We start from the raw sequence: 23,432 nt of genomic DNA on the forward strand, positions 1-23,432 counted from the left end.
ATGAAAAAACTATTTTTAGCAGTATTTTCTGCATGCTTGATATCAGCTGCTTCCGCGCAGGAAACTGTGGTTTTCCGGTCTGGCGAGGATGGCTATGCCAGTTATAGGATTCCTGCCATTATCAAGAATAAGAATGGAGACCTGATCGCTTTCTCAGAAGGAAGGGTTGATCATGCGGGAGATTATGGCAATGTGGATATCGTCTATAAGATCAGTCAGGACCAAGGCAAGACCTGGGGGAGATTGAATGTTGCAGCGGATTATGATAAGCTCCAGGCAGGGAACGCTGCCCCGGTAGTGGATCTAATGGATCCGGAATATCCAGCAGGAAGGATATTTCTGTTTTATAATACGGGAAATAACCATGAGGGTGAAGTAAGAAAGGGTAGGGGCTTGCGCGAAATATGGTACATCACTTCTACGGATGGCGCTAAGACTTGGACTGAACCTGTGAACATCACAAGCCAAACGCATAGGCCTAATCAGCCGCAGGTCTATCCAGAATATTCTTTTAAAGAAGATTGGCGAACTTATGCGAATACTCCTGGCCATGGGTTCCAGTTTGCTTCAGGTCCGAATAAAGGACGGATTTACATTGCTGCCAACCATAGTGCTGGGGATCCAAGCGCACAAGGGAAAGATTGGAATGCCCATGCATTCTATACGGATGATCATGGGAAGACTTTTGAATTGAGCCAGAATGTACCCTATCCAGGCACAAATGAATCTTCTGCTGCCCAGGTGGGTGAAAATGAGGTTTACATGAGCTCTAGAAACCAACAGCTGAACCCGAAGAAACGGGTTGTTTCTATTTCGAGGGATGGCGGTGAAACCTGGCAAAGCTCTGCTCCAGACCCTAACCTACCAGACCCGGTCAACCAAGGTTCGGTGTTGTCATGGAAGAAAGGAAAGAATTTTATTCTGGCCCATATTAATGCTGCCGATGAAAAAAATAGGGATAACCTGACCTTGAGACTTTCAAAGGACAAAGGCAGGACCTGGTATTTTTCAAAACTAATCGCTAAAGCTCCTGAAGGGTATAAAGGTGCCTATTCGGCCTATTCGGATGTAGTCCTGATGAAGCCAAAGATGGTCGGTATCTTGTATGAAAAAGATAATTATAAGGACATTGTCTTTCTTACTGAAAAGATCAAGTAATGGAAAGCCCTAAGCCAAAAAAGCTTAGGGTTTTCTTTTTTTATTCCCACGATTTTCAGAAAATTCCCGTAAATTGAATTTTATCTAATTGTTTAACCTATTTAACCCAATCAAGTTATGTTTCTGAAAAGTGTGGCCTATATAAAAAATATGATCAATGTTCCTTCGGTCCGCAATTCAATGCTCATGTCTATTTTGTTGCTGTCGGCTTCTGTACTGGATTCCTGCTCGAGGAAAAACACTGCAGTTACAGGCACAATGCATGAAACTTATCAGAATCCTGTATTTGAACCGGTGCTCGCTGATCCAACGGTAATCCAGGACCCAAAAACAAAACTATTCTATGCCTATGGTACCCAAGATAATTGGGATGATGGAAAGGGGACGCGTCTGGTACCGATTTTAGAATCCAAGGATATGGTGAACTGGTCCTTTGTTGGCCATGCTTTTGAAATTAAACCCAATTGGAAAGAGGCTGGCGGGATTTGGGCGCCAGATATCAACCTGGTAGATGGCAAATATTACCTCTATTATTCATTTTCTACCTGGGGGGATAAGAATCCCGGTCTTGGATTGGCCATTTCGGATTCCCCAAAAGGACCTTTTATTGATCAAGGGAAATTGCTTGATTCAAAATCTGCCAATGTGCCTAATTCCATAGATCCTTTTTTTGTAGAGGATAAAGGCAAGAAGTATATTTTCTGGGGAAGTTTTTCCGACAGTCCCGAACAAGGGACCTATGCTCTGGAACTGACGCCGGATGGAAAAAAGATATTGAATGGGGAGAAGCATAAAATAGCTGCCGGAGATTATGAAGCGGTGACCATATTTAAGAAAAACGGCTATTTCTATTTCATGGGCTCAAAGGGAAGTTGCTGTGAGGGCGCAAATAGTAAATACCATGTGTTGAGTGCACGGTCGAAGAATTTATTGGGACCCTATCTGGATAAAGAAGGTCGAGATATCAAGGAAAGAAATCATGGTAGCCTTGCCCTTGAAGGATCAGAGTCTATTGTCGGACCGGGTCATACTTCAAGAATCATTAAGGACTCCAGAGGAAAGGATTGGATATTTTACCATGCCATTGATAAAAACAATGGAAAGTTAGGCAATGGAACAAGCAGAAGGATGTTGATGCTAGATCCAATGACCTGGAAAGATGGCTGGCCAGTGATCGGAACAGGTAGACCAGAAAGAAATAAAACCAAAAAACCTATAATTTAATAATCAGAGATGAACATACGATTTTTGCTAATAGGATTCTCATTCTTGTTCTGTTTGCTTGGCAAAGCACAGGAATTACCTGGAAATCCGCTGTCAGTTGCTTTAGGGGATCCCTATATTATTTATGATGAGCAAAGCGATCTATATTATTTATATGGAACAGGGGGCACAAAGAACGGTTTTGTGGTCTATTCTTCCAAAGATTTGAAGGATTGGAAAAATGAAGGCGTAATCTATAATAACCTACAGGAAAAGTCTTGGGGAACCAAGGATTTTTGGGCTCCAGAAGTCTATAAATGGGATGATAAGTTCTATTTATTCTATAGCGCCCATTGGAAGAACAACCCTAACAATGAATTGGAAAACTATAAGATTGGGGTTGCGGTATCAGATAGTCCGAGAGGACCGTTTAAAGATATTTCGGATAAACCACTTTTTGATCCAGGTTATCCGATCATTGATGCAAATGTATATGTTGCCGAGGATGGCAGTAAATATTTATATTATTCAAGGTGTTGTTATAAGCACCCTGTTAAATCTGAGATAGCTGATTGGGCTAAGGATAAGGGGCTTTATGATGAGATTGAAGAGAGTTGGGTATATGGGATTCGGCTTAGATCAGATTTGAGTGGAGTTATTGGTGAGCCGAGACTGTTATTACGTCCGCCGGTGAGCGCATCTGATAAGCAGGCTGAATGGGAGAGCAGATCCGTAACCCATGGCGAGATCAATAGAAGGTGGACGGAGGGATCCTATTTATTTAAGCATAATAAGCAATATTATATGATGTATTCTGCGAATCATTATGCAGGGCCATACTACGCAGTAGGATATGCTACATCAAGGAGTCCTTTGGGACCATTTATAAAGTCAGATCACAATCCAGTTCTGGAGAAGAACAATGAAAAGGGGGGTGATGTGACCGGTACTGGGCATAATTCTGTATTTGTTGGGAAGGACGGGAAGATGTACTGTGTTTATCATGGTCGAACGACCAAGACAGGCAATGAGCGGGTAGTTTTCATAGATCCGTTGGAGATAGATTCGAAAGGTGTGTTAAAAGTACACGGTCCAACTACAATTAATTGATGGAATTTGTATCTTAGGGGGACAAAAGATAGATGAACCTATGCCTAATTTTGAGATTAATGATGTTCCTCATACCCGATTAAACCTGTTGACGGGGGAAAGAATCCTCGTTTCCCCACATCGGAGCAAGCGTCCCTGGCAGGGGCAGGTTGAAGATTTGCCAACAGAAGCAAGGCCGGAATACGACCCTGCATGCTATTTATGTCCGGGGAATAAAAGAGCGGATGGGAGTGAGAATCCAGATTACCAAGCCAGTTTTGTTTTTGTCAATGATTTTTCAGCGCTTTTAGAAGATACCCAGGCAGGGTTAATTAATGAGGAGGGGATGCTGATTGCAGAAACCGAAAGGGGAATCTGCAAGGTCATTGCTTTTACCCCTCGACATGAGCTAACGCTTCCAGAAATGGAGGTTGATGAAATAAAAAAAGTAGTTGATGTTTGGCAGGCTGAATTTGCATCCCTAGCATTGAACGATTGGATAAAATATATACAGATCTTTGAGAACAAGGGTTCGATAATGGGCTGTAGCAATCCCCATCCACATGGGCAGATCTGGGCCGAGAGCAAGCTTCCTATGGAGATTTTAAAGGAAGAGAAGCAACAACGGGAATATTATCTACAGCACGGCAAAACTCTTCTGTCAGATTATTTAGCCTTAGAACTTAAGAAACAAGAACGAATTGTCGTTGACAATGAACATTTTGTTGCCTTGGTGCCGTTTTGGGCGGCTTGGCCATTTGAAACCTTGTTGATCAGTAAGCGGCATGTGAAGGATATCACTGAATTTTCGGAAGCGGAGAAGCTTGATTTAGCAAAGACCCTGCAAGAATTGACGATTCGTTATGACAATATTTTTTCTACCTCTTTTCCCTATTCAGCGGGGATGCATCAAGCTCCAGTGAATGCCGGGGATCAGGAATTTTGGCATTGGCATATGCACTTCTACCCGCCATTGCTACGTTCAGCAACGGTAAAGAAATTTATGGTCGGCTATGAGATGTTGGCGAACCCTCAGCGAGATATTACAGCGGAAAAGGCTGCAGAAATAATTAGAAATCAAGCAACAGTACATTATAAAGGAAAGAACAGATGATTGCAAGAGAACAGATTCGGTCAAGATTCAAGGAATTGTATGGGGAAGTCCCTACCTTAATTTCGAAGTCGCCAGGCCGAATCAACATTATTGGCGAGCATACGGATTATAATGAGGGCTTTGTATTGCCTACGGCGATTGACAAGGCGGTATATGTTGCACTGCAGAAGCGCGATGATAATGAAATTCATCTCTTTGCGGAAGATTTTAATGAAAGATTTGAGATAGAATTGGATAATGTCGCTCCCACGGATAGAGGTTGGCCAAACTATATTTTAGGCGTTGTCCATCAACTGAGGGAAAGGGGGTATTCATTGTCGGGCTTTAACCTCTATATTGACGGGGATATACCAGTAGGTGCCGGGCTTTCCTCATCGGCTGCGGTCGAATGTGCGACGGCATTTGGGCTGAATGAGTTATTCGGATTTGGTATTGATCGTGTAAGCATTGCAAAGATTGGGCAGCTGGCTGAGCACACTTATGCCGGGGTGATGTGTGGGATTATGGATCAATTTGCTTCGGTATTGAGTAAGGAAAATCATGTCGTTCGATTAGACTGCCGGGATCTAACCTATACCTATGTGCCCTTGGAATTAGGGGATTACGAAATTGTATTATTAAATACGAACGTGAAGCATTCACTAGCATCATCGGCCTATAATGACAGGCGGAATTCCTGTGAAAAGGCTGTGTCCTTGGTAAAGAGTAAAAACCCGGATGTTAAGAGTTTGCGGGATGTTTCCCCTGCTATGCTTGACGAAATGGTCAAAGGGGTGGATTCGGATAGTTACGTGAAGGCAAGATTTGTGATTGAGGAGAATGAGCGTTTGGCTAGGGCATGTGAGGAGATGTCGAAGGGAGATATTCCGGCCATGGGGAAACAAATGTTCCGTGCGCATGAAGGATTGAGTAAGGAATATGAGGTTAGTTGTGCGGAGTTGGATTTTTTGGTTGATCATGCGAAAGCCTTTGAAGAAGTGGTAGGGGCCAGGATGATGGGCGGCGGCTTTGGAGGTTGTACGATTAATATTGTGAAGAAGGGATTTGGGCAGCAACTGGTGGATTCCTTATCTCCGGCCTATAAAGAGAAATTTAATTTAGAGCTAACGGCAATTTTTGTAAAAACTGATAACGGCTCAGAATTAGTATATTAGAATTAATTATAAACTAAAAAATGAATAAATCAATCCTAAAATTAGTGTTTGCGGGCGGTCTATTAGCTGTTTTTGCCTGCCAACAGCCAACTAAACAAACAGCGGAAAATGGTGCAGATTCAGCGCACAGCATTGTTACTAGCTTGGATTCCGCTTCTTTTTCAGCAGATATTGATGGTAAGTCAGTAAAATTATATACATTAAAAAATGCATCGGGAGCTACAGCTTATTTGACCAATTTTGGTGCACGTATTGTAGGTTTGCAGGTTCCTGACAGGAATGGGACCTTGACTGATGTGGTATTGGGTTTCAATAAAGCCTCAGATTATAACAATCCATCTGAGCCCTATTATGGCCCAATCGTAGGTCCATTTGGAAACCGAATTGCCAATGGAAAATTCACCTTAGATGGAGAAACCTATACCTTGCCGACCAATAATGGTCCAAACACCTTACATGGCGGATTAAAAGGGGTGCATTTTGCCAATTGGGATGTGAAATCAGCAAACGGGAAGGCTATTACCTTTGCTTATACCCTGCCTGATAAACAGGAAGGTTTTCCTGGGCCAATTCACATGGAAGTGACGTACAGCTTATCCGATAATAATGAACTATCGATTGCCTATCAGGTTACTACCGACAAAAAGACGGTCGTTAACTTAACAAACCATGCTTATTTTAATTTGAATGGAGAAGGGTCTGGGACGATCACGGAACATGCCTTAAAATTAAATTCTGATAAGTTCACGCCTGTTGACAGTACTTTAATTCCAACGGGTCAATTACTGGATGTTAAAGGGACACCTTTTGATTTTACGACCAGTAAGACCATTGGACAAGATATTAAACAAGATAATGAGCAGTTAAAATTCGGCCAGGGATATGATCATAACTGGGTTTTGAATGAAACAAAGGTTGACGGATTGAACCATGCGGGAACGCTTACGGGGGACAAATCTGGTATCGTGATGGATATCTATACTTCAGAGCCAGGGATTCAATTCTACAGCGGCAATTTTATGGCGGATAAGGTTACTTTAAAGAATGGAGCCAAGGATAGTTTTAGGACAGCTTTATGTTTAGAGACTCAACATTTTCCAGATTCTCCAAACCAGCCGACATTTCCTTCGACCACATTAAAACCTGGGGATACCTATACAAGCAAATCTATTTATAAGTTTACCACTAAATAAAATCCATGGAAACCAAAGACTATATTGTATTCCTGTGCTACTTTATCATTGTTGCAGGGTATGGACTTTACATTTATTATAAAAAGAAATCTGCCTCTGGAGATTCGAAGGATTATTTTCTTGCCGAAGGGTCACTGACCTGGTGGGCAATTGGAGCTTCGTTAATTGCTTCAAATATTTCTGCTGAACAGTTTATTGGAATGAGCGGTTCAGGGTTTAAGATAGGCTTAGCGATCGCTACCTATGAATGGATGGCTGCCGTTACGCTCGTAGTGGTTGCTGTATTTTTCCTGCCTGTTTATCTGAAGAATAAGATCTTTACGATGCCACAATTCTTGAATCAACGGTACAATAGTACTGTTGCGATGATTATGGCGGTTTTTTGGCTGTTATTATACATTGTTGTCAATTTAACATCCATTTTATTCTTAGGTGCCTTGGCTGTATCGAGTATATCAGGCATTGACTTTCAGGTTTGTATGATCGGATTGGCTGTATTTGCGGTTTTTATTACCCTTGGTGGGATGAAAGTGATTGGTTATACCGATGTTATTCAGGTGTTCTTCTTGATTTTAGGGGGGTTAGCGACAACTTATTTGGCATTGAATCTTGTTTCGGATCATTTTGGGGGGACAGGTGTTTTAGACGGTCTTGGCATTGTTCATACCAAAGCGCAGGATCATTTCCATATGATATTAAAACCGGACAATGCGAATTATATTGACCTTCCCGGCCTTTCTGTTTTAATCGGGGGTATGTGGATTATCAACTTAAATTATTGGGGCTGTAATCAATATATCACCCAGCGAGCTTTGGGAGCGGATTTACCTACGGCTAGAAACGGATTGTTATTTGCTGCGGTATTGAAGTTATTGATGCCATTGATCGTTGTACTTCCAGGTATTGCTGCCTATGTATTGTATAATGACGGACTGTTCCAGCAAGAAATGATTGCAGGAGGTGAATTAAATCCGGATAGAGCCTATCCAGTCTTATTGAATCTATTGCCAACGGGGCTTAAAGGATTGTCTTTTGCAGCATTGACTGCTGCAGTTGTGGCATCATTAGCCGGCAAGGCCAATTCTGTAGCAACAATATTTTCTCTGGACATCTATAAAAAGATTTTTGATAAGGACGCATCGGAGAGGAAATTGGTGAATGTTGGTAAGATTACGATTGTTGTTTCCATGATCTTAGCAATTTTCATAGCTCCCTATTTAGGGATAGATAAAAAAGGTGGATTCCAATATATCCAAGAATATACAGGTTTTGTATCTCCGGGGGTATTTGCGATGTTCCTATTAGGCTTTTTCTGGAAGAAGACGACTTCAAATGCTGCATTGTTTGCAACGATTGTAGGATTCTTACTATCTATTGTTTTAAAATTCTTGCCTAATTTCATGGATCTTTCCTTCTTAGCATCGACAGGTTTTGCAATTCCTGTAAATGGTGTTTATGAAATACCATTTATTGACCGTATCGGATTTGTATTTATATTCTGTCTGATCGGTATGTATGTGATCAGTATGTATGAGAATAAAAAAGGTGTTGTTACCAACGGTCTGGAAATCGATTCCAGTATGTTCAGGACGAAGACAGGTTTTGCTGTTGGAGCCTTGATCGTCATCGGTATTACGGCTGCCCTATATACCATTTTCTGGTAATCATAAGGCTGAAGGATGGAAGGCTCCTTCAGCCTTTTTTTTAAACTAACCTTACACTTATGAGAAGCTTACTGATCTGTTCGGCTGGTTTGCTATTAACTGCAAATCTTTCTGCACAGACTCCAACCCAAAAAATTTATCCCATTAACTTTTCGAAAGTTGCCATTGAGGATCACTTCTGGTCACCACATTTGGAAAAGGTAGCAACGGCGACGTTGGATGCTTGTGTTTCCTATACGGAGGACAAAACGGGGCGTATTCGTAATTTTGAGAAAGCTGCATTGGGTTCTGGAAAGCATGAGGGGATCTATTATGATGATTCTGACGTTTATAAAGCAATTGAAGCGATTGCCTATTCGCTTAAGAATTATCCTGATAAGGAATTGGAGGCCAATACGGATGGATGGATTGACAAGATTGCCGCGGCACAGCAGCCCGATGGATATTTAAATACCTACTATACATTAACTGGTTTACAGGATCGATGGAAGGACATGGAACGTCATGAGGATTATTGTGCAGGACATTTGATTGAGGCTGGGATTGCTTATTATAATACCACTGGAAAGGATAAATTGCTAAAGGTTGCCACAAAGTTTGCTGACCATATTGACAAATATTTCAGAGTTGGGAACAAACCTTGGGTTTCAGGTCATCAGGAGATTGAGTTAGCACTGATGAAGCTTTATCACCATACAAAGGAGAATCGATATTTAGCGTTGGCGGACTGGTTTGTTGAACAGCGGGGTAAAGGTTATGGCGTTGGGAAGATTTGGGATGAATGGAAGGCACCTGAATATGCACAAGATGATGTTCCTGTTAGGGATCAACGCAAGATTACAGGACATGCTGTGCGTGCGATGTACCTGTATACAGGCATTGCAGATATAGCATCTGAGACTAAGGATGTAGGTTATTTGAGGACGATGGATGCAATTTGGGATGATGTATTGAATAAGCATTATTATATAACTGGAGGGATTGGAGCATCAGGTTCGAATGAAGGATTTGGAAAGCCTTTTGAATTACCCAACGAAACGGCGTATTGTGAGACCTGTGCGTCCGTAGGGATGGTTTTCTGGAATCAAAGGATGAATATGCTCTCGGCTCAATCCAAGTATATTGATGTTTTGGAGCGTACGCTTTATAACGCTGCAATTGATGGAATGAGTTTGACAGGTAATCGTTTTTTTTATGGGAATCCATTGGCATCCAATGGGAATTATGAACGCAGTGAATGGTTTGGGACAGCATGTTGCCCATCCAATATTGCCAGGTTGGTATCCTCCCTGGGATCTTATATATATAGCCGTTCGGCAACAGATTTGTATGTCAATTTATTTATTGGGAGTGAAACAACGCTTGATTTAAACAAGAATGAGGTTTTTGTTAAACAAACAGGTAATTATCCATGGAATGGGGAGGTGAGCATTGAGGTCAGTCCGAAGAAATCAAGAGAATTTACGGTATTTGTTCGTATACCGGGTTGGTTAAAGCAGCCAGTTCCAAGCAGCTTGTATGCTTATGAGAGCAATAAAGCGAACGAATATACCATTACAGTCAATGGGAAGCCTACAGTGGGAATTGAGGAGGACGGATATCTGAAGCTAAACCGGAAGTGGAGGAAAGGGGATAAGATCGATTTAAAGATGGATATGGAAGTTCGCCGCATTGTGTCCTCGGATGAATTAAAAGACAATCACAACAAGGTTGCCTTACAGTACGGGCCTATTGTTTATGCGGTTGAGGATATCGACAATCCAAATGCTAAAAACGGCTTGTTCCTACCAGATGGCACAGAATTTCAGGTGAACTATAGGGCGGACCTTTTAGGTGGAACCAATGTGATTCAATTTAAGGCTCCAGTCGTATCCATTGATCATTCAGGAGGAAAGGTTGTTCAAGAGGAAAGAGAAATCACGGCAATTCCATACTTTTTATGGAACAACAGGGGTAAGAGTGCCATGCAGGTATGGATACCTGAGAAGTTAACCTCAGTACGGGTTAATTAAACTATAAAAGGAATCCCTCAAAATTTTTGAGGGATTCCTTTTATAGTTTAATATCTTTTAATGCGTGGTCAAAGTCGGCTATCAGATCATCAATATGTTCGATTCCGACAGAGATTCTCAACATCCCTGAGGTTATTCCGGAAGTAGATTTTTGAGCCTTATCGTGGTGGGACCCCCACATACTTGCTGGATGTACGACTAAAGATTCTACGCCACCTAAACTTGCTGCATTTGCAAATATTTCAAGCTTATCAAGGATATGCTGTGCATTTTTATAAGCTAAATCTTCAGTGTTCCCAATCACCTCAATACAAAGCATTCCCGTACCTCCACGCATTTGCTTTTGGGCAAGCTTGTTTTGAGGGTGGGATTCCAAACCAATATATCCTGTATATTTTATGGCAGGATGACTTTCAAAGAATTTAGCCAAAGCCAATGCGTTGCTGTTAATCTGCTTAACACGCATGGACAGTGTTTTTAAGCCTCTTAATAAGAGCCAAGAGTCAAAAGGGCTTAATGATCCGCCAAGAACTAATGATCTTCGCCATACTTTTTGAATGAATTCTTTGCTGCCGCACACCACCCCGGCTGTCAAATCGCTATGCCCACCCAAGTATTTTGTTGCAGAATGTACAACTACATCGATTCCAAAATCAGCTGGAGTTTGATTGATCGGGGAAGCAAAAGTATTATCTGCCATAGTTATTATTCCATTCTTTTTAGCTATGCTGGAAACAAATTCCATATCCGTAATGTCGAGATTTGGATTAGAAGGGGTTTCAATATAGATCAGTTTGGTGTTCGGTCGGATTGCCCCTTCAATTGCGTTATTATCCTTTTGGTCGACGTGAGACACCTCTACACCATATTCTAATAGGAATTCTTTGAAGAACAGCATGGCCCCTGAATAAAGGGAATTTTGAGTAACGATATGGTCACCTGCTTTAACGACCGCTAATATCGCATTACTTATGGCGGCCATTCCCGTTGCCAAGACCAAAGCATCTTCAGTTTTCTCTAGACTTGATATAACCGCTGCAGCTTGAGAGTTTGTGGGATTACCATGTCTATGGTAAAAGTTAGGATTTTTGGGTTCCGTTGCGGCGATAATGTATTCTTTCAAATCATCATCTGCATAATACGTTGAAGTTTGATAGATAGGCGTAACAACAGCTTTACTGTCGTTAAATTCTCGCCCTTTGTGGATAAGGTCGGTTTCTATATGTGACATCGTAGGTTGTTTAAAAAATAAAGGTATGAAAATTAAAAAAATAACTTGTAAATACTTAATTTCAGCTTCGAATTGTTTAAATAATTAACCCTAAATTACCTATATAACATGAAAAAAATGCTAGTCATTTTGGCTTGTCTAATTTCTACCTTTTCCTTTGCGCAAGTTAAATCCCCTGCTGAGTATTTAGGCTATCAGGTTGGATCGAAAGTTACGCCACATTGGAAGGTCCTGGAATATTACCAATATTTGGCAAAACAGGTTCCTGATCAAATTAAAGAGGAGTCATATGGCGAAACTACCGAGGGGCGACCATTAAAGGTGTACTATGTTTCATCGGCGCAAAACATGAGCAACCTAGAGAATATCAGGACTAACAATCTGAAGTTAGCACATGCCCAAGAAGGGCAAGGAAGTACGAGTTCACCCGCGATTGTTTGGATTAGTAACAACGTGCATGGTAATGAGACCTCATCTATTGAAGCTTCCATGATGACCCTATATGAATTGGTAAACCCGAATAACAGCAAAAGTAAAACCTGGTTGGAAAATACGTTGGTTATCTTGGACCCTTGCTTAAACCCTGATGGGACGGAGCGATATAACAATTGGTACAATGGGGTTGTAGGCATTAAATATAATCCAGAGTTGTATGCTCGGGAGCATCGTGAGCCCTGGCCAGGAGGAAGGTACAATCATTATTATTTTGATATGAATCGGGATTGGGCATGGCAGACTCAAAAGGAGAGTACACTTCGTGCTGTAATCTACAATAAATGGTTGCCGCACATTCACGTTGATTTCCATGAACAAGGGATTAATTCACCTTATTATTTTCCGCCCGCAGCAGAACCTTTACATGAGGTAATAACTCCATGGCAGAGAGAATTTCAAACAACTATTGGGAAGCATAATGCCAAGTACTTTGATTCAAAAGGTTGGTTGTACTTTACGAAGGAAAGATTTGATTTGTTTTATCCATCCTATGGAGATACTTATCCCATTTATTCGGGATCGATCGGGATGACCTTTGAAAAAGCCGGGAACAGTTCTGCTGGTTTGGGGGTGTATACTGATCAAAAAGATACCCTGACCTTGGTTGATCGTGCTATTCAGCATCATGCTTCAGGTTTAAATGTTATTGAAGTAGTTTCTCAAAATGCAGATAAAGTTGTTTCAGAATTCAAGAAATTTGGAGATGACGCTGCCTCTGGCAAACTTTCATCCTATCAAACCTATGTCATTAAGTTTGATAGCGGTAGGGAGAAATCGATCCGTGCATTGTTAGAATTACTAGATAAAAATAAGATCAATTACTATTCATCCACAGGCTCCCTGAAAGGTTTTGATTATTTCAGTAAGAAAGACCAGAGTCATAGCCTAAATTCAAAGGATGTTGTAATTCCTGGGAATCAATCAAAAGCAGCATTAATTCGAGTTTTATTCGAACCTGAGGCGAAACTAACTGATTCTGTTACTTATGACATAACCGCATGGTCCTTACCGTATGTCTATGGTTTGCCAGCGATTGCTTCTGCTTCCAAAATGGGAAACCTAACACCCTATCAGCTTGAACCTATCAATAACAGCACAGGATCGAGCTTTGGTTATGCGATTAAGTGGGACGGGTTTTCTTCGGCACAATTGCTAGCCGCCCTATTGAGAAATAAGATTACTGTTAAGGCATCCGATCAGAGCTTTAAATTAGGGGCTGAAGAATTTCCAAAAGGATCGTTATTGGTCATGAAAAATGGAAACAGATCGGCGACCATTGAAAAGGTCTTGAAGGAAGAGGCAGATCGATTAAATGTTAGGACCTATGCAATTCAATCTGGCATTGTTGACGGGGGTAAGGATCTAGGTAGCTCAGATGTTAAGACCATCAAAGCTCCTAAAGTCCTTATGATGGCTGGAGAAGGGCAAAGGGCCACCAATGTTGGCGAGGTATGGCATTATTTCGACCAGCAGTTACAATATCCAATAATTTTAATCAACCCCGCTGATTTCTCAAGGGTAGAATGGGATGAAATCGATGTTTTCATTATGCCAAATGGTAATTATCCATTTTTAAAGGATAAAGCTCAAAGTGAAGAGTTTTCAAGTTGGATAAGAAAAGGCGGAAAGGTTATTGCATTGGAATCTGCCGTCACTCAATTAGCATCTCAAGGTTGGTCTGAGTTGAAAAGTCTGAAATCAGACACTGCCTCCTCGAAGGTTAAACCTAGTCTTCTTAAGAAATATGGGGATAGAGAACGTGGAGCTTTGGAGAACTATACTGCTGGAGCAATATTCAAGGTTACTTTTGATCCTACCCATCCGCTAATGTATGGGCTGAAAGATTATTTTACCTTAAAGCAGGATGAGAATCTGTTTCAATATTTTCCAGAAGGAAAGGGATGGAATGTAGGTTACATAACTGAAAATGCTAAAATGAGCGGTTTCGTTGGACATTCATTGAACAAGAAGTTAAAGAATGGAATGGTATTCGGTACACAGAATGTTGGACGAGGTTCCGTGGTTTATTTGACGGACAATGTCCTATTTAGAAATTTTTGGGAAAGCGGAAAGCTAATCATGGCTAATGCAACCTTCCAAACCGTAGAGTAAAAATACCCATTTTTGGGGATTGTTTAAGGTCCTAATGTCTTTTATATTTGAAAGTAAACATTAGGACCTTTTATGACCAGAAATCGCAAGATCAAAAATATTAAAATATTGCCGATGGCATACCTAAAATTCATTGGTGGATATTTTGTCTTTCTCTATAAAACTGCGATACGCCCTTAATTCTAAGTTACTATTGCATTTGTTTCAACAATTCAATAGCATATTCAATGCTATTTACATTATTGATAGCAATCCGAAGTTGTCCTTTTACCTCTTTCATATTAGAAATACTTGGGTATTTTTGAACAAAGGATAGAACCTTGCCAAAATTATCTGATTGATAATAGCTGGATCTTGGATTGCTTACGAAATACCCTTTCAACACATTCTTTTTATAAGAGATTTTTTCTAATCCAATTTCTTTCCCTAGCCACTGTAATCTTAAGGTATTGAATAGTTCAAAAACCTGGTCAGGTACTGGACCGAATCTATCTAATAATTCCTGTTCAAATTTTTGAAGTTGCCCTTCATCCTTGAGCTTCGATATGTCATTGTATAAATTGTATCTCTCAGAAACATTGGTAACATATTCATCCGGGATCATCACCTCTAGATCGGTATCTATTTGGGTGAAAGTGACATATTTTCTATTTTCTTCATCGGCAAATAGATCTCCGAATTCATCGTCTTTCAATTCCTGAACTGCTTCATCGAGGATCTTGTTATACATTTCAAATCCTATTTCAGCGATAAAACCCGACTGTTCAGCACCTAAAAGATTCCCGGAACCACGAATATCCAGGTCACGCATGGCAACATTAAACCCTGATCCTAATTCGGAGAATTCTTCAATTGCTGACAACCTTTTGTAGGCCTCGCTAGTTAGGGTGGAAAGCGGCGGACTCAATAAATAGCAGAATGCTTTTTTATTGGATCTACCGACCCTTCCACGCATTTGGTGTAGGTCGCTCAATCCGAACATATGGGCTTGGTTGATGATGATGGTATTGGCGTTTGGAATGTCCAATCCAGCTTCTATAATCGTTGTGGCAATCAGAACGTCAAACTCATGGTTAATGAATTTCAACATCACATCTTCCAGTTCATCTCCTTCTAATTGTCCATGGGCAATTCCAACTTTAGCACCTGGAACAAGTTTTCTAATCAACATGCCCAACTGTGGAAGGTCGGCAACGCGATTATGAATAAAGAATACCTGACCGCCTCGATCGATTTCAAAACTAACGGCATCCTTAATTAAAGTCTCATTGAAGACATGCAGTTCTGTTTGAACAGGCTGCCTATTTGGAGGTGGCGTCGAGATAATACTTAAATCTCTTGCACCCATAAGTGAGAAGTGTAAAGTTCTTGGAATCGGGGTTGCTGTCAGCGTAAGGGAATCCACATTTGCGCGCATCACCTTTAGTTTTTCCTTAACGGATACTCCGAATTTCTGCTCTTCATCTATTATCATAAGACCTAAATCCTTGAATTTAACGTCCTTGCTGACAAGGCGGTGTGTTCCAATGATGATGTCGACTTTACCTTCTTCTAATTTCTTTAAAGTATCCTTAATCTGTTTACTACTTTTAAAGCGATTAATATAATCGATGTTTGCTGGGAGTCCTTTCAGTCGTTCAGAGAAAGTACGGAAATGCTGAAGTGCTAAAATGGTCGTAGGAACCAATACAGCGACCTGTTTGCTGTCCGCAACGGCTTTAAATGCTGCCCGAATAGCGACCTCCGTTTTTCCAAAACCCACATCTCCACATACTAAACGATCCATTGGATGTGGAGATTCCATATCTTTCTTCACGTCTGCGGTAGCCTTTTCCTGATCGGGAGTGTCTTCATAGATAAAAGAAGCCTCTAACTCTCTCTGCAGATACGTATCTTGACTAAATGCATTCCCTGTTTGAGCTTTCCGTTTAGCATAAAGTAGGATCAAGTCACGCGCAATGTCCTTGACCTTCTTCTTCGTTGTTCTTTTTAATTTCTCCCAGGCATCAGTTCCTAATTTATTCATTTTGGGAACCGTACCTTCTTTACCTGAATATTTCGATATTCGATTTAAGGAGTTGATGTTTACATAAAGCAAGTCGTTGTCGGCATATACCAGCCTAATCATTTCCTGGCTTTTACCATTCACATCCACTTTTTCTAATCCGGCATATTTTCCTACACCATGATCTATATGGGTTATGTAATCGCCCGGCTTTAGCTCACTTAATTCTTTAAGGGTTATGGCCTGGGAACGCTCATATCCTTTTCTGCGTTTGTATTTATAATACCTGTCAAAGATTTGGTGATCCGTATAACAAGCGATTTTTAATCTATCGTCTCTGAATCCTTCTCTTAGGGCTTTATAAATTGGGGTAAATGTTACGGTTGTATCCAGATCCTCTAGGATGGCATAAATTCTTTCAATCTGTTTTGTAGAGTCTGAAAAAATGTAATTATGAATAGCATGTTTTTCATTCTCTTTAAAATTGTGGATCAATAAATTAAAATCCTTATTGAAAGAAGGCTGGGGGTGGGTATCAAAGGTGACTACTTCATCTGCCTTATAAAAATATTGTTTTCCAAATTCCACTATGGGATATTCGAACAACATAGCATTGAAATTTTTATCATCTGTAAATGTAAACCTAGGGTCTACCCAATCTGGATTGTCCTTAATATCCTTTTCTGTTAATGCTTTCCAATATTGAGAAGCTTTTTTATATCCTTCTTTAAGGATGTCCAAGGTAAATTGAACATCCTTGATCCAGATAATGGAATCTCTTTCGATATATTCTAGGAGTGAAATATGGTTATTGCTTAAAAACTTGGCTTGAACATTCGGAACGATAGTTACAAAGTTGATTTTATTCACCGAAAGCTGTGACTCGATTTCAAATGTTCGGATGCTTTCGATTTCATCGCCAAATAACTCTATTCTATAGGGGAGGTCGTTTGAAAAAGAAAATATATCCACGATTCCACCTCGAATTGCAAATTGTCCAGGTTCATAGACAAAGTCTACCCTTTCAAAATCATATTCGTACAGGAATTCATTGATAAAGTCAATACTGAGTTTTGTTCCAACTTTTATTTCAAGCGTGTTTTTTTCAAGATCTTGTTTATTGATGACCTTTTCAGAAATTGCTTCGGGATAAGTAACTATTATTTTTGGAAGCTCTGAATTTTTATTGATTGAGCTTAATGTTTCTGCTCTTTGTAGAACATTCGCACTGTCAAGAAGCGTAAATTCAAAAGCTTTCCTATAGGAAGCTGGGAAAAACAGGATTTGATTATCGAATAAGCTTTCTAAATCGCTCAAGAAGAAAGATGCATCTTCATGAGTTGGAAGGATAAAGACATTTAATTTCTTTTCAATCTGATAACATGCTGCAGCCAGCATTGCATCTGATGAACCGATCAACCCTTTTAAGTGGATCTTGGGTTTGCCATCTTGAATAATTTGTGCAATTTTCTTGACTGGTTCTGAAAGGCTGAATTTATCTATTAGTTCTTGAACGTTCACGCGGTATTATTTTTGCAAATTTACGAAAATTTAAGCGGGGATTATGAATGCTATCTTGCTATAACTCATTATCTAGTTTATGCTCACCTGCGAATTCAAGTACATATTCCATTTGATCTTTTAGGTCAAATTGAAGATCTTCATGTAAGTTGTCGTAAATTTTAACGACGTTTTTTATTCTTCCGCTCACATATTTATGTAACTTGAATGCCGGCGAGAGTGCTGATGGGCCAAAAAGAGACGAGTATCTATCAAAAGCCTCCTGTAATATTAATAACCTACATTCTGTAACCGAAAACTTATCTTTCGTTATTTTTTCATGTTCATTTACCAACCCACTTGCCTGCCTTAAGGTGCTGCTCAAATTTTTGTAGTTTGAATATACCGGTATGTTTTTAACCTTATTAGGGTTAGTCTCAAAGAGCGATTCCAAACGACTTTTTAAGTCAATTATCCGATCTTCAAGGTCTGTCTCATCTTCTAGAAGTTCATAGTGTAATTGCTTTAAAAGCATTTTATCCTTATTAATCAGTCTGACTAATAATTTATCTTTTTCTTTTGTTGGTAGATTGAGAACTGCCTCTTTTAACTCCTGATCCTTGTGTAATGACATGAAATAAAGATAAGTATAGATTCAAAATTATACAATGTGAGAAAGATTGTGGATTTGAATGGTATTAATTCTATTAAAAATGCAGAATTTTGGTTTACAAAAGTAAATAATACCATTGATAGTTGGTTTTATACCACTTCTAGTGGTAGTTATTGTCTACCTTTGTGTTGTATGGGCAAGATACCTGTTTTAGAGCAATGTACGGTTTCCTATAAGGAGGATAAGCATTTTTTGGCAGATCGCTTGGATGTGTATTTGGGCAAGAATAATAACCTTGTTTTCCCACATCGTCATAACTTCTACCAAATGGTATTATTCCTTTCAGGAGAAGGGATGCATGAGATAGATTTCAGGCGATATGCCATTCAGAGAGGGCAGGTATATTTTATGGGACCCGGCCAGGTACATTCCTGGATGTTTGAAGGCAAGATGACAGGGTATATTGTCAATTTTGATATCGATTATTTCAAGTCGCTTTTGATTCAGCCGGATTATATCGAGAATCTAAATTTATTCTCTTCCTTAAATGAGGGGGTATTTGTCTTGGAAGAACATCAATTAGCTGGGTTTTCTTTCTTATTTGATCAATTGAATGAGTTGAATACAAAGCCGGTTAATATTGATCTAAAGCGTTCTTTATTGCTTTATCTGCTATTAAAATTGGATCAAGCTTATGTTCCTAATTTTCCAACGAAGACGGTGGATTACCATCTAGTTCTAATTAAGAATTTTATATCCTTGGTTGATCTTAATTTTAAGGAACTGCATCTGCCGAAGGATTATGCGGAATTATTATTTGTAACACCAAATCATTTAAATTCTGTTTGCAAGGAATATTTAGGAGCACAAGCGGGTGAAGTAATTAGGAATAGGATTATGTTGGAGGCGAAGAGATTGTTGATTTTGCCGGATTGGACAATTTCGCAGGTTTCCTATTACCTGAACTTCAACGACAATTCCTATTTTACCAAGTTTTTTAAAAAAGTAGAAGGTAAAACCCCTGAAGAATTCAGAAAATCACAATGGAAGTAAATATTAATATGGATACACAATATACTATCCCATCCGGATTAAAAAGTGCTATTGATGGGAAATGCCCAAGATGTAGAACTGGGAATATGTTTGCAGCACCACTTTTAAGTTTTAAGTCTCAAAAGATGTTGGAGAGGTGTCCGGCCTGCGATTTAAAATTTGAAAAGGAACCTGGTTATTTTTATGTAGCGATGTATGTGAGTTATGCTATGAGTGTTGCTGAATTGGTTACAGCATGCGTGGGAACCTATCTTCTATCGGGAAATCTTGAAAGCCCCTGGCTATATGTTATTGTTGCTTTGGCGACCACTATTCTGTTGGCTCCTTTCAATAATAGATATTCTAGGATTATTCTACTTTACCTGATGACACCATCTTTCAAGTTTAATCCAAAGATCTTTCAAAGGGCAAAGGAGGAGGGTAAATAACTTCAGAAGATATAAATGCCTTAGATAAAAATGAAAAAGCGTCCGATTCTTAAAATTAGACGCTTTCTTTATAAATCTATACTTTTATCTAATTATCCTATTGGATTATCTTTTAAATATTTTTCCCAAGCCCAAGCGGAAGACATCATTTCATCGATGCCTAATTCAGCTTTCCATCCTAGTTCTTTGGTAGATTTTGTCACATCTCCCCAAACCTTTATAATATCACCTTCGCGGCGAGGGCCTATTTCAAAGTTCAGCTTTTGGCCTGAAGCATTTTCAAATGCTTTGATGGCTTCCAATACGGAGTATCCATTTCCAGTTCCAATATTGAAAACATCATAATTACCGTTAGGATTGCCTTTTTCCAGCAGCTTAATTGCTGCAACGTGTGCTTTCGCTAAATCAACGACATGGATATAATCACGAACTGCAGAACCGTCTGGAGTTTCATAGTCATCACCAAATACGGTTAATTTCTCACGTTTGCCGATTGCGGTTTGGGTGATGAATGGTAGCAGGTTTTGTGGCACTCCGAGAGGTAATTCTCCAATTAACGCTGATTCATGTGCTCCTACCGGGTTGAAATAACGCAATGCGATAAACTGATAGTTTTTATTTGCATTCGCAGTTTCTTCTAAGATCTCCTCAGCTATTTGTTTGGTGTTTCCATAAGGAGAAGTTGCCTTTTTCACCGGTGCAGATTCTGTAACAGGCAAGGTATCTGGTTCTCCATATACAGTACAGCTAGATGAGAATACAAAATTAATAGGTTTCTCACGGTAAGCCTCTAGCAAGTTAATTAAAGAGAAGAAGTTATTATGGTAATATTTAAGGGGGTTTTGAACCGATTCTCCTACAGCTTTTGAAGCTGCAAAATGTATAATACCTGAGATATCTGGATTTGCCGCTACAAATTCATTTACTTTTGCTGCATCACAAAGGTCAAATTGATGAAACTCAGGCTTTTCACCAATGATTTTCTCGATTTGATCTAAAATCTTAATACTAGAATTTGAAAGGTTATCTACCAATACTGGTGTATATCCAGCATTGAAAAGCTCTACAACCGTATGTGATCCTATAAATCCGGTTCCTCCGGTAACTAAAATTTTGCTCATTTTATTCTATTTTATATAGTTGGATGTTCTTTAAATAATGAATTATAATATGCTATTGTTTTTTCAAGCCCTTCTTTTCTTGATACTTTTGGTTCCCAATGAAGAATCTCTCTAGCCCTTTGAATGTCTGGTCGCCTTTGTTTAGGATCGTCGATCGGTAATGGCTCATAAATGATTTGAGACTTACTATTTGTCAATTCGATGATCTCTTTTGCCATATCAATCAGGGTCATTTCCTCGGGGTTACCGATATTGACAGGTAAATGGTAGTCGCTAAAAAGCAGTTTGCAGATTCCTTCTATTTGATCGGAGACATAGATAAATGATCGAGTTTGTTTTCCATCACCGAATACCGTGACGTCTTTATTTTGGAGAGCCTGGGAAATAAAAGTCGGCAATGCTCTTCCATCGTGCAGCCTCATTCTTGGGCCGAAAGTATTAAAGATCCTTGCAATTCGTGTTTCTAAACCATGAAAGTTGTGGTAAGCCATGGTCATGGCTTCTTGAAAACGTTTTGCTTCGTCATAAACTCCGCGAGGTCCTACTGGATTAACATTTCCCCAATATTCCTCATTTTGCGGTGAAACCAAAGGATCACCATATACCTCGGAGGTTGATGCCACCAATATTCTTGCCTGTTTGCTTTTTGCCAATCCTAAAAGGTTATGAGTACCTAGCGATCCTACTTTTAAGGTTTGAATAGGGATTTTAAGGTAATCAATGGGACTAGCTGGGGAGGCGAAATGAAGGATATAATGTAATTCTCCCGGAATATGGACGAATTTAGAAACATCGTGGTTGTAGAATTCGAAATTAGAAAGCTTGAATAGATGTTCGATATTTTGAATGTCGCCTGTCACCAGGTTATCCATTCCAATCACATGAAAACCTTCTGAAATGAAGCGGTCACAGAGGTGAGATCCCAAAAATCCTGCTGCTCCAGTTATAAGTATTCGTTTGCGCTTGTTTTCTTGCACAATAGTGAATTTAAAAAGGTTTAAATATCTTTGACGAAGATAAGTAATATTTTAACATGATGCGTTTTCTTTACGATTTAGGAATTTCTATTTATAGCTTACTGATCAAGATTCTGGCCCCTTTTAATGCGAAGGCCAGACTATTGGTCAATGGTCGTAAAGACATATTGAAACATATTGAGCAAACGGTTGAACAGGGGCAAAAATACATCTGGTTTCATTTTGCTTCCTTGGGAGAATTCGAGCAGGGGAGGTCAGTTATGGAACAGATAAAACAGCGTTTTCCTCAAGAAAAAATTATTGTAACATTTTTTTCTCCATCAGGTTATGAGATAAGAAAAAATACGCCTTTAGCTGATTATGTCTTTTATCTGCCGGCAGATACTGCAAAGAATGCTCGAAAATTCTTAGATATCATTGATCCTAAATTTGCCGTTTTTACAAAGTATGAATATTGGTATCATTATTTTAATGAGCTAAATAAGCGAAAGATTAGGTTACTTATGATTTCGGCAATCTTTAGGGAGGATCAGGTCTTTTTTAAACAATATGGTGGTTTTTTTAGGTCAATTTTAAAGAAGGTCTCTTATTACTTCACTCAGAATACGGATAGTGTCAATATGTTGAAGTGGATTGGGATTTCGAATGCAGGATTAGCGGGAGATACCCGTTTTGATAGGGTAGTGGAGCTTCCAAAACAACATCAAGAGATTTCTGAAGCAGCTAGGTTTTCACTAAATCACGAAACAATAGTGGCGGGAAGTACTTGGCCGGCAGATGAGGAACTACTTAAGGCTCTCTTAGAAAAAAACAAGAGTTTGAAAGCTATTATTGCTCCCCATGAGATACATGAAGAACATATTGATTCCATTAAAAAGTTATTTCCTACTGCATTATTGTTCTCAAAATTCAGCAGCTATACCGATCAGCAAATAGCATCTTCACAGGTTTTAGTTATTGACAATATCGGTATGCTTTCCTCACTGTATCATTATGGTAGAATGGCCTATATTGGCGGAGGTTTTGGCGCGGGAATTCATAATACTTTAGAAGCAGCAACCTACGGGATGCCGGTTATCTTTGGCCCTAAATATGAAAAATTCCAAGAGGCTATTGACCTTTTGGAATTAGGTGCAGGATTTTCTGTTTCCTCCGAAAAAGACTTAAATGAAGTTTATATTGCCTTACAAAATAGCGAGAAGCTTTTAAAGGCTAGCACCGCTGCAAAAAATTATGTTCAGCAACGTTCTGGCGCGACACAGATCATCATGAAATATCTGCAAACCGAACGCTTGTTAGATTAAGTTTTT

Annotated in this window: 17 protein-coding genes; 12 read left to right on the plus strand and 5 right to left on the minus strand. The window is 39.5% G+C overall.

Annotation, left to right across the window (positions count from 1 at the left end):
- The 8 genes from E0Y80_RS01655 (at position 1) to E0Y80_RS01690 (ending at position 10,587) form a co-directional block, all read left to right on the plus strand.
- A complete protein-coding gene (locus E0Y80_RS01655; protein ID WP_156305665.1) occupies positions 1-1,158 on the plus strand; it encodes a sialidase family protein in 1,158 nt (385 codons plus the stop codon).
- A 117-nt stretch (positions 1,159-1,275) separates the two neighbouring features.
- On the plus strand, positions 1,276-2,382 hold the full coding sequence (locus E0Y80_RS01660; protein WP_231595883.1) for a family 43 glycosylhydrolase: 1,107 nt from the start codon (positions 1,276-1,278) through the stop codon (positions 2,380-2,382).
- A 9-nt stretch (positions 2,383-2,391) separates the two neighbouring features.
- Positions 2,392-3,471, plus strand: a complete 1,080-nt coding sequence (locus E0Y80_RS01665; protein ID WP_156305666.1) for a glycoside hydrolase family 43 protein — start codon at positions 2,392-2,394, stop codon at positions 3,469-3,471.
- 40 nt (positions 3,472-3,511) lie between these two features.
- Positions 3,512-4,564: a UDP-glucose--hexose-1-phosphate uridylyltransferase gene (locus E0Y80_RS01670; RefSeq protein ID WP_156305667.1), complete on the plus strand. Its 1,053-nt coding sequence runs from the start codon at positions 3,512-3,514 to the stop codon at positions 4,562-4,564.
- On the plus strand, positions 4,561-5,718 hold the full coding sequence (locus E0Y80_RS01675) for a galactokinase (RefSeq protein WP_156305668.1): 1,158 nt from the start codon (positions 4,561-4,563) through the stop codon (positions 5,716-5,718). The genes E0Y80_RS01670 and E0Y80_RS01675 overlap by 4 nt, the downstream gene beginning before the upstream one ends.
- A gap of 20 nt (positions 5,719-5,738) precedes the next feature.
- Complete coding sequence (locus tag E0Y80_RS01680) at positions 5,739-6,911, plus strand: aldose epimerase family protein (RefSeq protein WP_156305669.1); 1,173 nt, start codon at positions 5,739-5,741, stop codon at positions 6,909-6,911.
- Positions 6,912-6,916: 5 nt separating this feature from the next.
- Complete coding sequence (locus tag E0Y80_RS01685; protein WP_156305670.1) at positions 6,917-8,575, plus strand: sodium/sugar symporter; 1,659 nt, start codon at positions 6,917-6,919, stop codon at positions 8,573-8,575.
- Positions 8,576-8,634: 59 nt separating this feature from the next.
- Positions 8,635-10,587: a glycoside hydrolase family 127 protein gene (locus tag E0Y80_RS01690; protein ID WP_156305671.1), complete on the plus strand. Its 1,953-nt coding sequence runs from the start codon at positions 8,635-8,637 to the stop codon at positions 10,585-10,587.
- Between the two features lie 40 nt (positions 10,588-10,627).
- On the opposite strand, the gene E0Y80_RS01695 is transcribed toward E0Y80_RS01690, so the two are convergent.
- Entirely contained in the window at positions 10,628-11,818 is a 1,191-nt protein-coding gene (locus tag E0Y80_RS01695; RefSeq protein ID WP_156305672.1) for a trans-sulfuration enzyme family protein, read from the minus strand.
- Positions 11,819-11,926: 108 nt separating this feature from the next.
- Between E0Y80_RS01695 and E0Y80_RS01700 the strand changes: the two genes are divergently transcribed.
- Entirely contained in the window at positions 11,927-14,425 is a 2,499-nt protein-coding gene (locus tag E0Y80_RS01700; protein ID WP_156305673.1) for a M14 metallopeptidase family protein, read from the plus strand.
- Between the two features lie 190 nt (positions 14,426-14,615).
- Here the strand turns inward: E0Y80_RS01700 and mfd are convergent, their stop codons facing one another.
- Both mfd and E0Y80_RS01710 read right to left on the minus strand, forming a co-directional pair.
- Positions 14,616-17,897, minus strand: a complete 3,282-nt coding sequence (gene mfd / locus E0Y80_RS01705; RefSeq protein ID WP_394350215.1) for a transcription-repair coupling factor — start codon at positions 17,895-17,897, stop codon at positions 14,616-14,618.
- Between the two features lie 112 nt (positions 17,898-18,009).
- On the minus strand, positions 18,010-18,564 hold the full coding sequence (locus E0Y80_RS01710; protein WP_156305675.1) for a hypothetical protein: 555 nt from the start codon (positions 18,562-18,564) through the stop codon (positions 18,010-18,012).
- A gap of 36 nt (positions 18,565-18,600) precedes the next feature.
- On the opposite strand from E0Y80_RS01710, the gene E0Y80_RS01715 reads away from it, so the two are divergent.
- On the plus strand, positions 18,601-19,596 hold the full coding sequence (locus E0Y80_RS01715; RefSeq protein WP_156305676.1) for a helix-turn-helix domain-containing protein: 996 nt from the start codon (positions 18,601-18,603) through the stop codon (positions 19,594-19,596).
- 8 nt (positions 19,597-19,604) lie between these two features.
- On the plus strand, positions 19,605-20,024 hold the full coding sequence (locus E0Y80_RS01720; protein WP_156305677.1) for a DUF983 domain-containing protein: 420 nt from the start codon (positions 19,605-19,607) through the stop codon (positions 20,022-20,024).
- 92 nt (positions 20,025-20,116) lie between these two features.
- Here the strand turns inward: E0Y80_RS01720 and galE are convergent, their stop codons facing one another.
- Together galE and E0Y80_RS01730 are read right to left on the minus strand one after the other, a co-directional pair.
- On the minus strand, positions 20,117-21,145 hold the full coding sequence (gene galE, locus E0Y80_RS01725) for a UDP-glucose 4-epimerase GalE (RefSeq protein WP_156305678.1): 1,029 nt from the start codon (positions 21,143-21,145) through the stop codon (positions 20,117-20,119).
- 11 nt (positions 21,146-21,156) lie between these two features.
- On the minus strand, positions 21,157-22,122 hold the full coding sequence (locus E0Y80_RS01730; protein ID WP_156305679.1) for a UDP-glucuronic acid decarboxylase family protein: 966 nt from the start codon (positions 22,120-22,122) through the stop codon (positions 21,157-21,159).
- 56 nt (positions 22,123-22,178) lie between these two features.
- Here E0Y80_RS01730 and E0Y80_RS01735 point away from each other — a divergent pair, with 56 nt between their 5' ends.
- Complete coding sequence (locus E0Y80_RS01735) at positions 22,179-23,426, plus strand: 3-deoxy-D-manno-octulosonic acid transferase (protein ID WP_317163504.1); 1,248 nt, start codon at positions 22,179-22,181, stop codon at positions 23,424-23,426.
- Positions 23,427-23,432 lie beyond the last annotated feature (6 nt).

This window comes from Sphingobacterium endophyticum, assembly GCF_009733535.1.
Taxonomy (GTDB): Bacteria; Bacteroidota; Bacteroidia; order Sphingobacteriales; family Sphingobacteriaceae; genus Sphingobacterium; species Sphingobacterium endophyticum.

Excerpts from the sequence above, each read along its gene's own strand:
- E0Y80_RS01655 (WP_156305665.1), top strand. The coding sequence starts at position 1 with ATGAAAAAACTATTTTTAGCAGTATTTTCTGCATGCTTGATATCAGCT.
- E0Y80_RS01660 (WP_231595883.1), top strand. The coding sequence starts at position 1,276 with ATGTTTCTGAAAAGTGTGGCCTATATAAAAAATATGATCAATGTTCCT.
- E0Y80_RS01665 (WP_156305666.1), top strand. The coding sequence starts at position 2,392 with ATGAACATACGATTTTTGCTAATAGGATTCTCATTCTTGTTCTGTTTG.
- E0Y80_RS01670 (WP_156305667.1), top strand. The coding sequence starts at position 3,512 with ATGCCTAATTTTGAGATTAATGATGTTCCTCATACCCGATTAAACCTG.
- E0Y80_RS01675 (WP_156305668.1), top strand. The coding sequence starts at position 4,561 with ATGATTGCAAGAGAACAGATTCGGTCAAGATTCAAGGAATTGTATGGG.
- E0Y80_RS01680 (WP_156305669.1), top strand. The coding sequence starts at position 5,739 with ATGAATAAATCAATCCTAAAATTAGTGTTTGCGGGCGGTCTATTAGCT.
- E0Y80_RS01685 (WP_156305670.1), top strand. The coding sequence starts at position 6,917 with ATGGAAACCAAAGACTATATTGTATTCCTGTGCTACTTTATCATTGTT.
- E0Y80_RS01690 (WP_156305671.1), top strand. The coding sequence starts at position 8,635 with ATGAGAAGCTTACTGATCTGTTCGGCTGGTTTGCTATTAACTGCAAAT.
- E0Y80_RS01695 (WP_156305672.1), bottom strand. The coding sequence starts at position 11,818 with ATGTCACATATAGAAACCGACCTTATCCACAAAGGGCGAGAATTTAAC.
- E0Y80_RS01700 (WP_156305673.1), top strand. The coding sequence starts at position 11,927 with ATGAAAAAAATGCTAGTCATTTTGGCTTGTCTAATTTCTACCTTTTCC.
- E0Y80_RS01710 (WP_156305675.1), bottom strand. The coding sequence starts at position 18,564 with ATGTCATTACACAAGGATCAGGAGTTAAAAGAGGCAGTTCTCAATCTA.
- E0Y80_RS01720 (WP_156305677.1), top strand. The coding sequence starts at position 19,605 with ATGGATACACAATATACTATCCCATCCGGATTAAAAAGTGCTATTGAT.
- galE (WP_156305678.1), bottom strand. The coding sequence starts at position 21,145 with ATGAGCAAAATTTTAGTTACCGGAGGAACCGGATTTATAGGATCACAT.
- E0Y80_RS01735 (WP_317163504.1), top strand. The coding sequence starts at position 22,179 with ATGATGCGTTTTCTTTACGATTTAGGAATTTCTATTTATAGCTTACTG.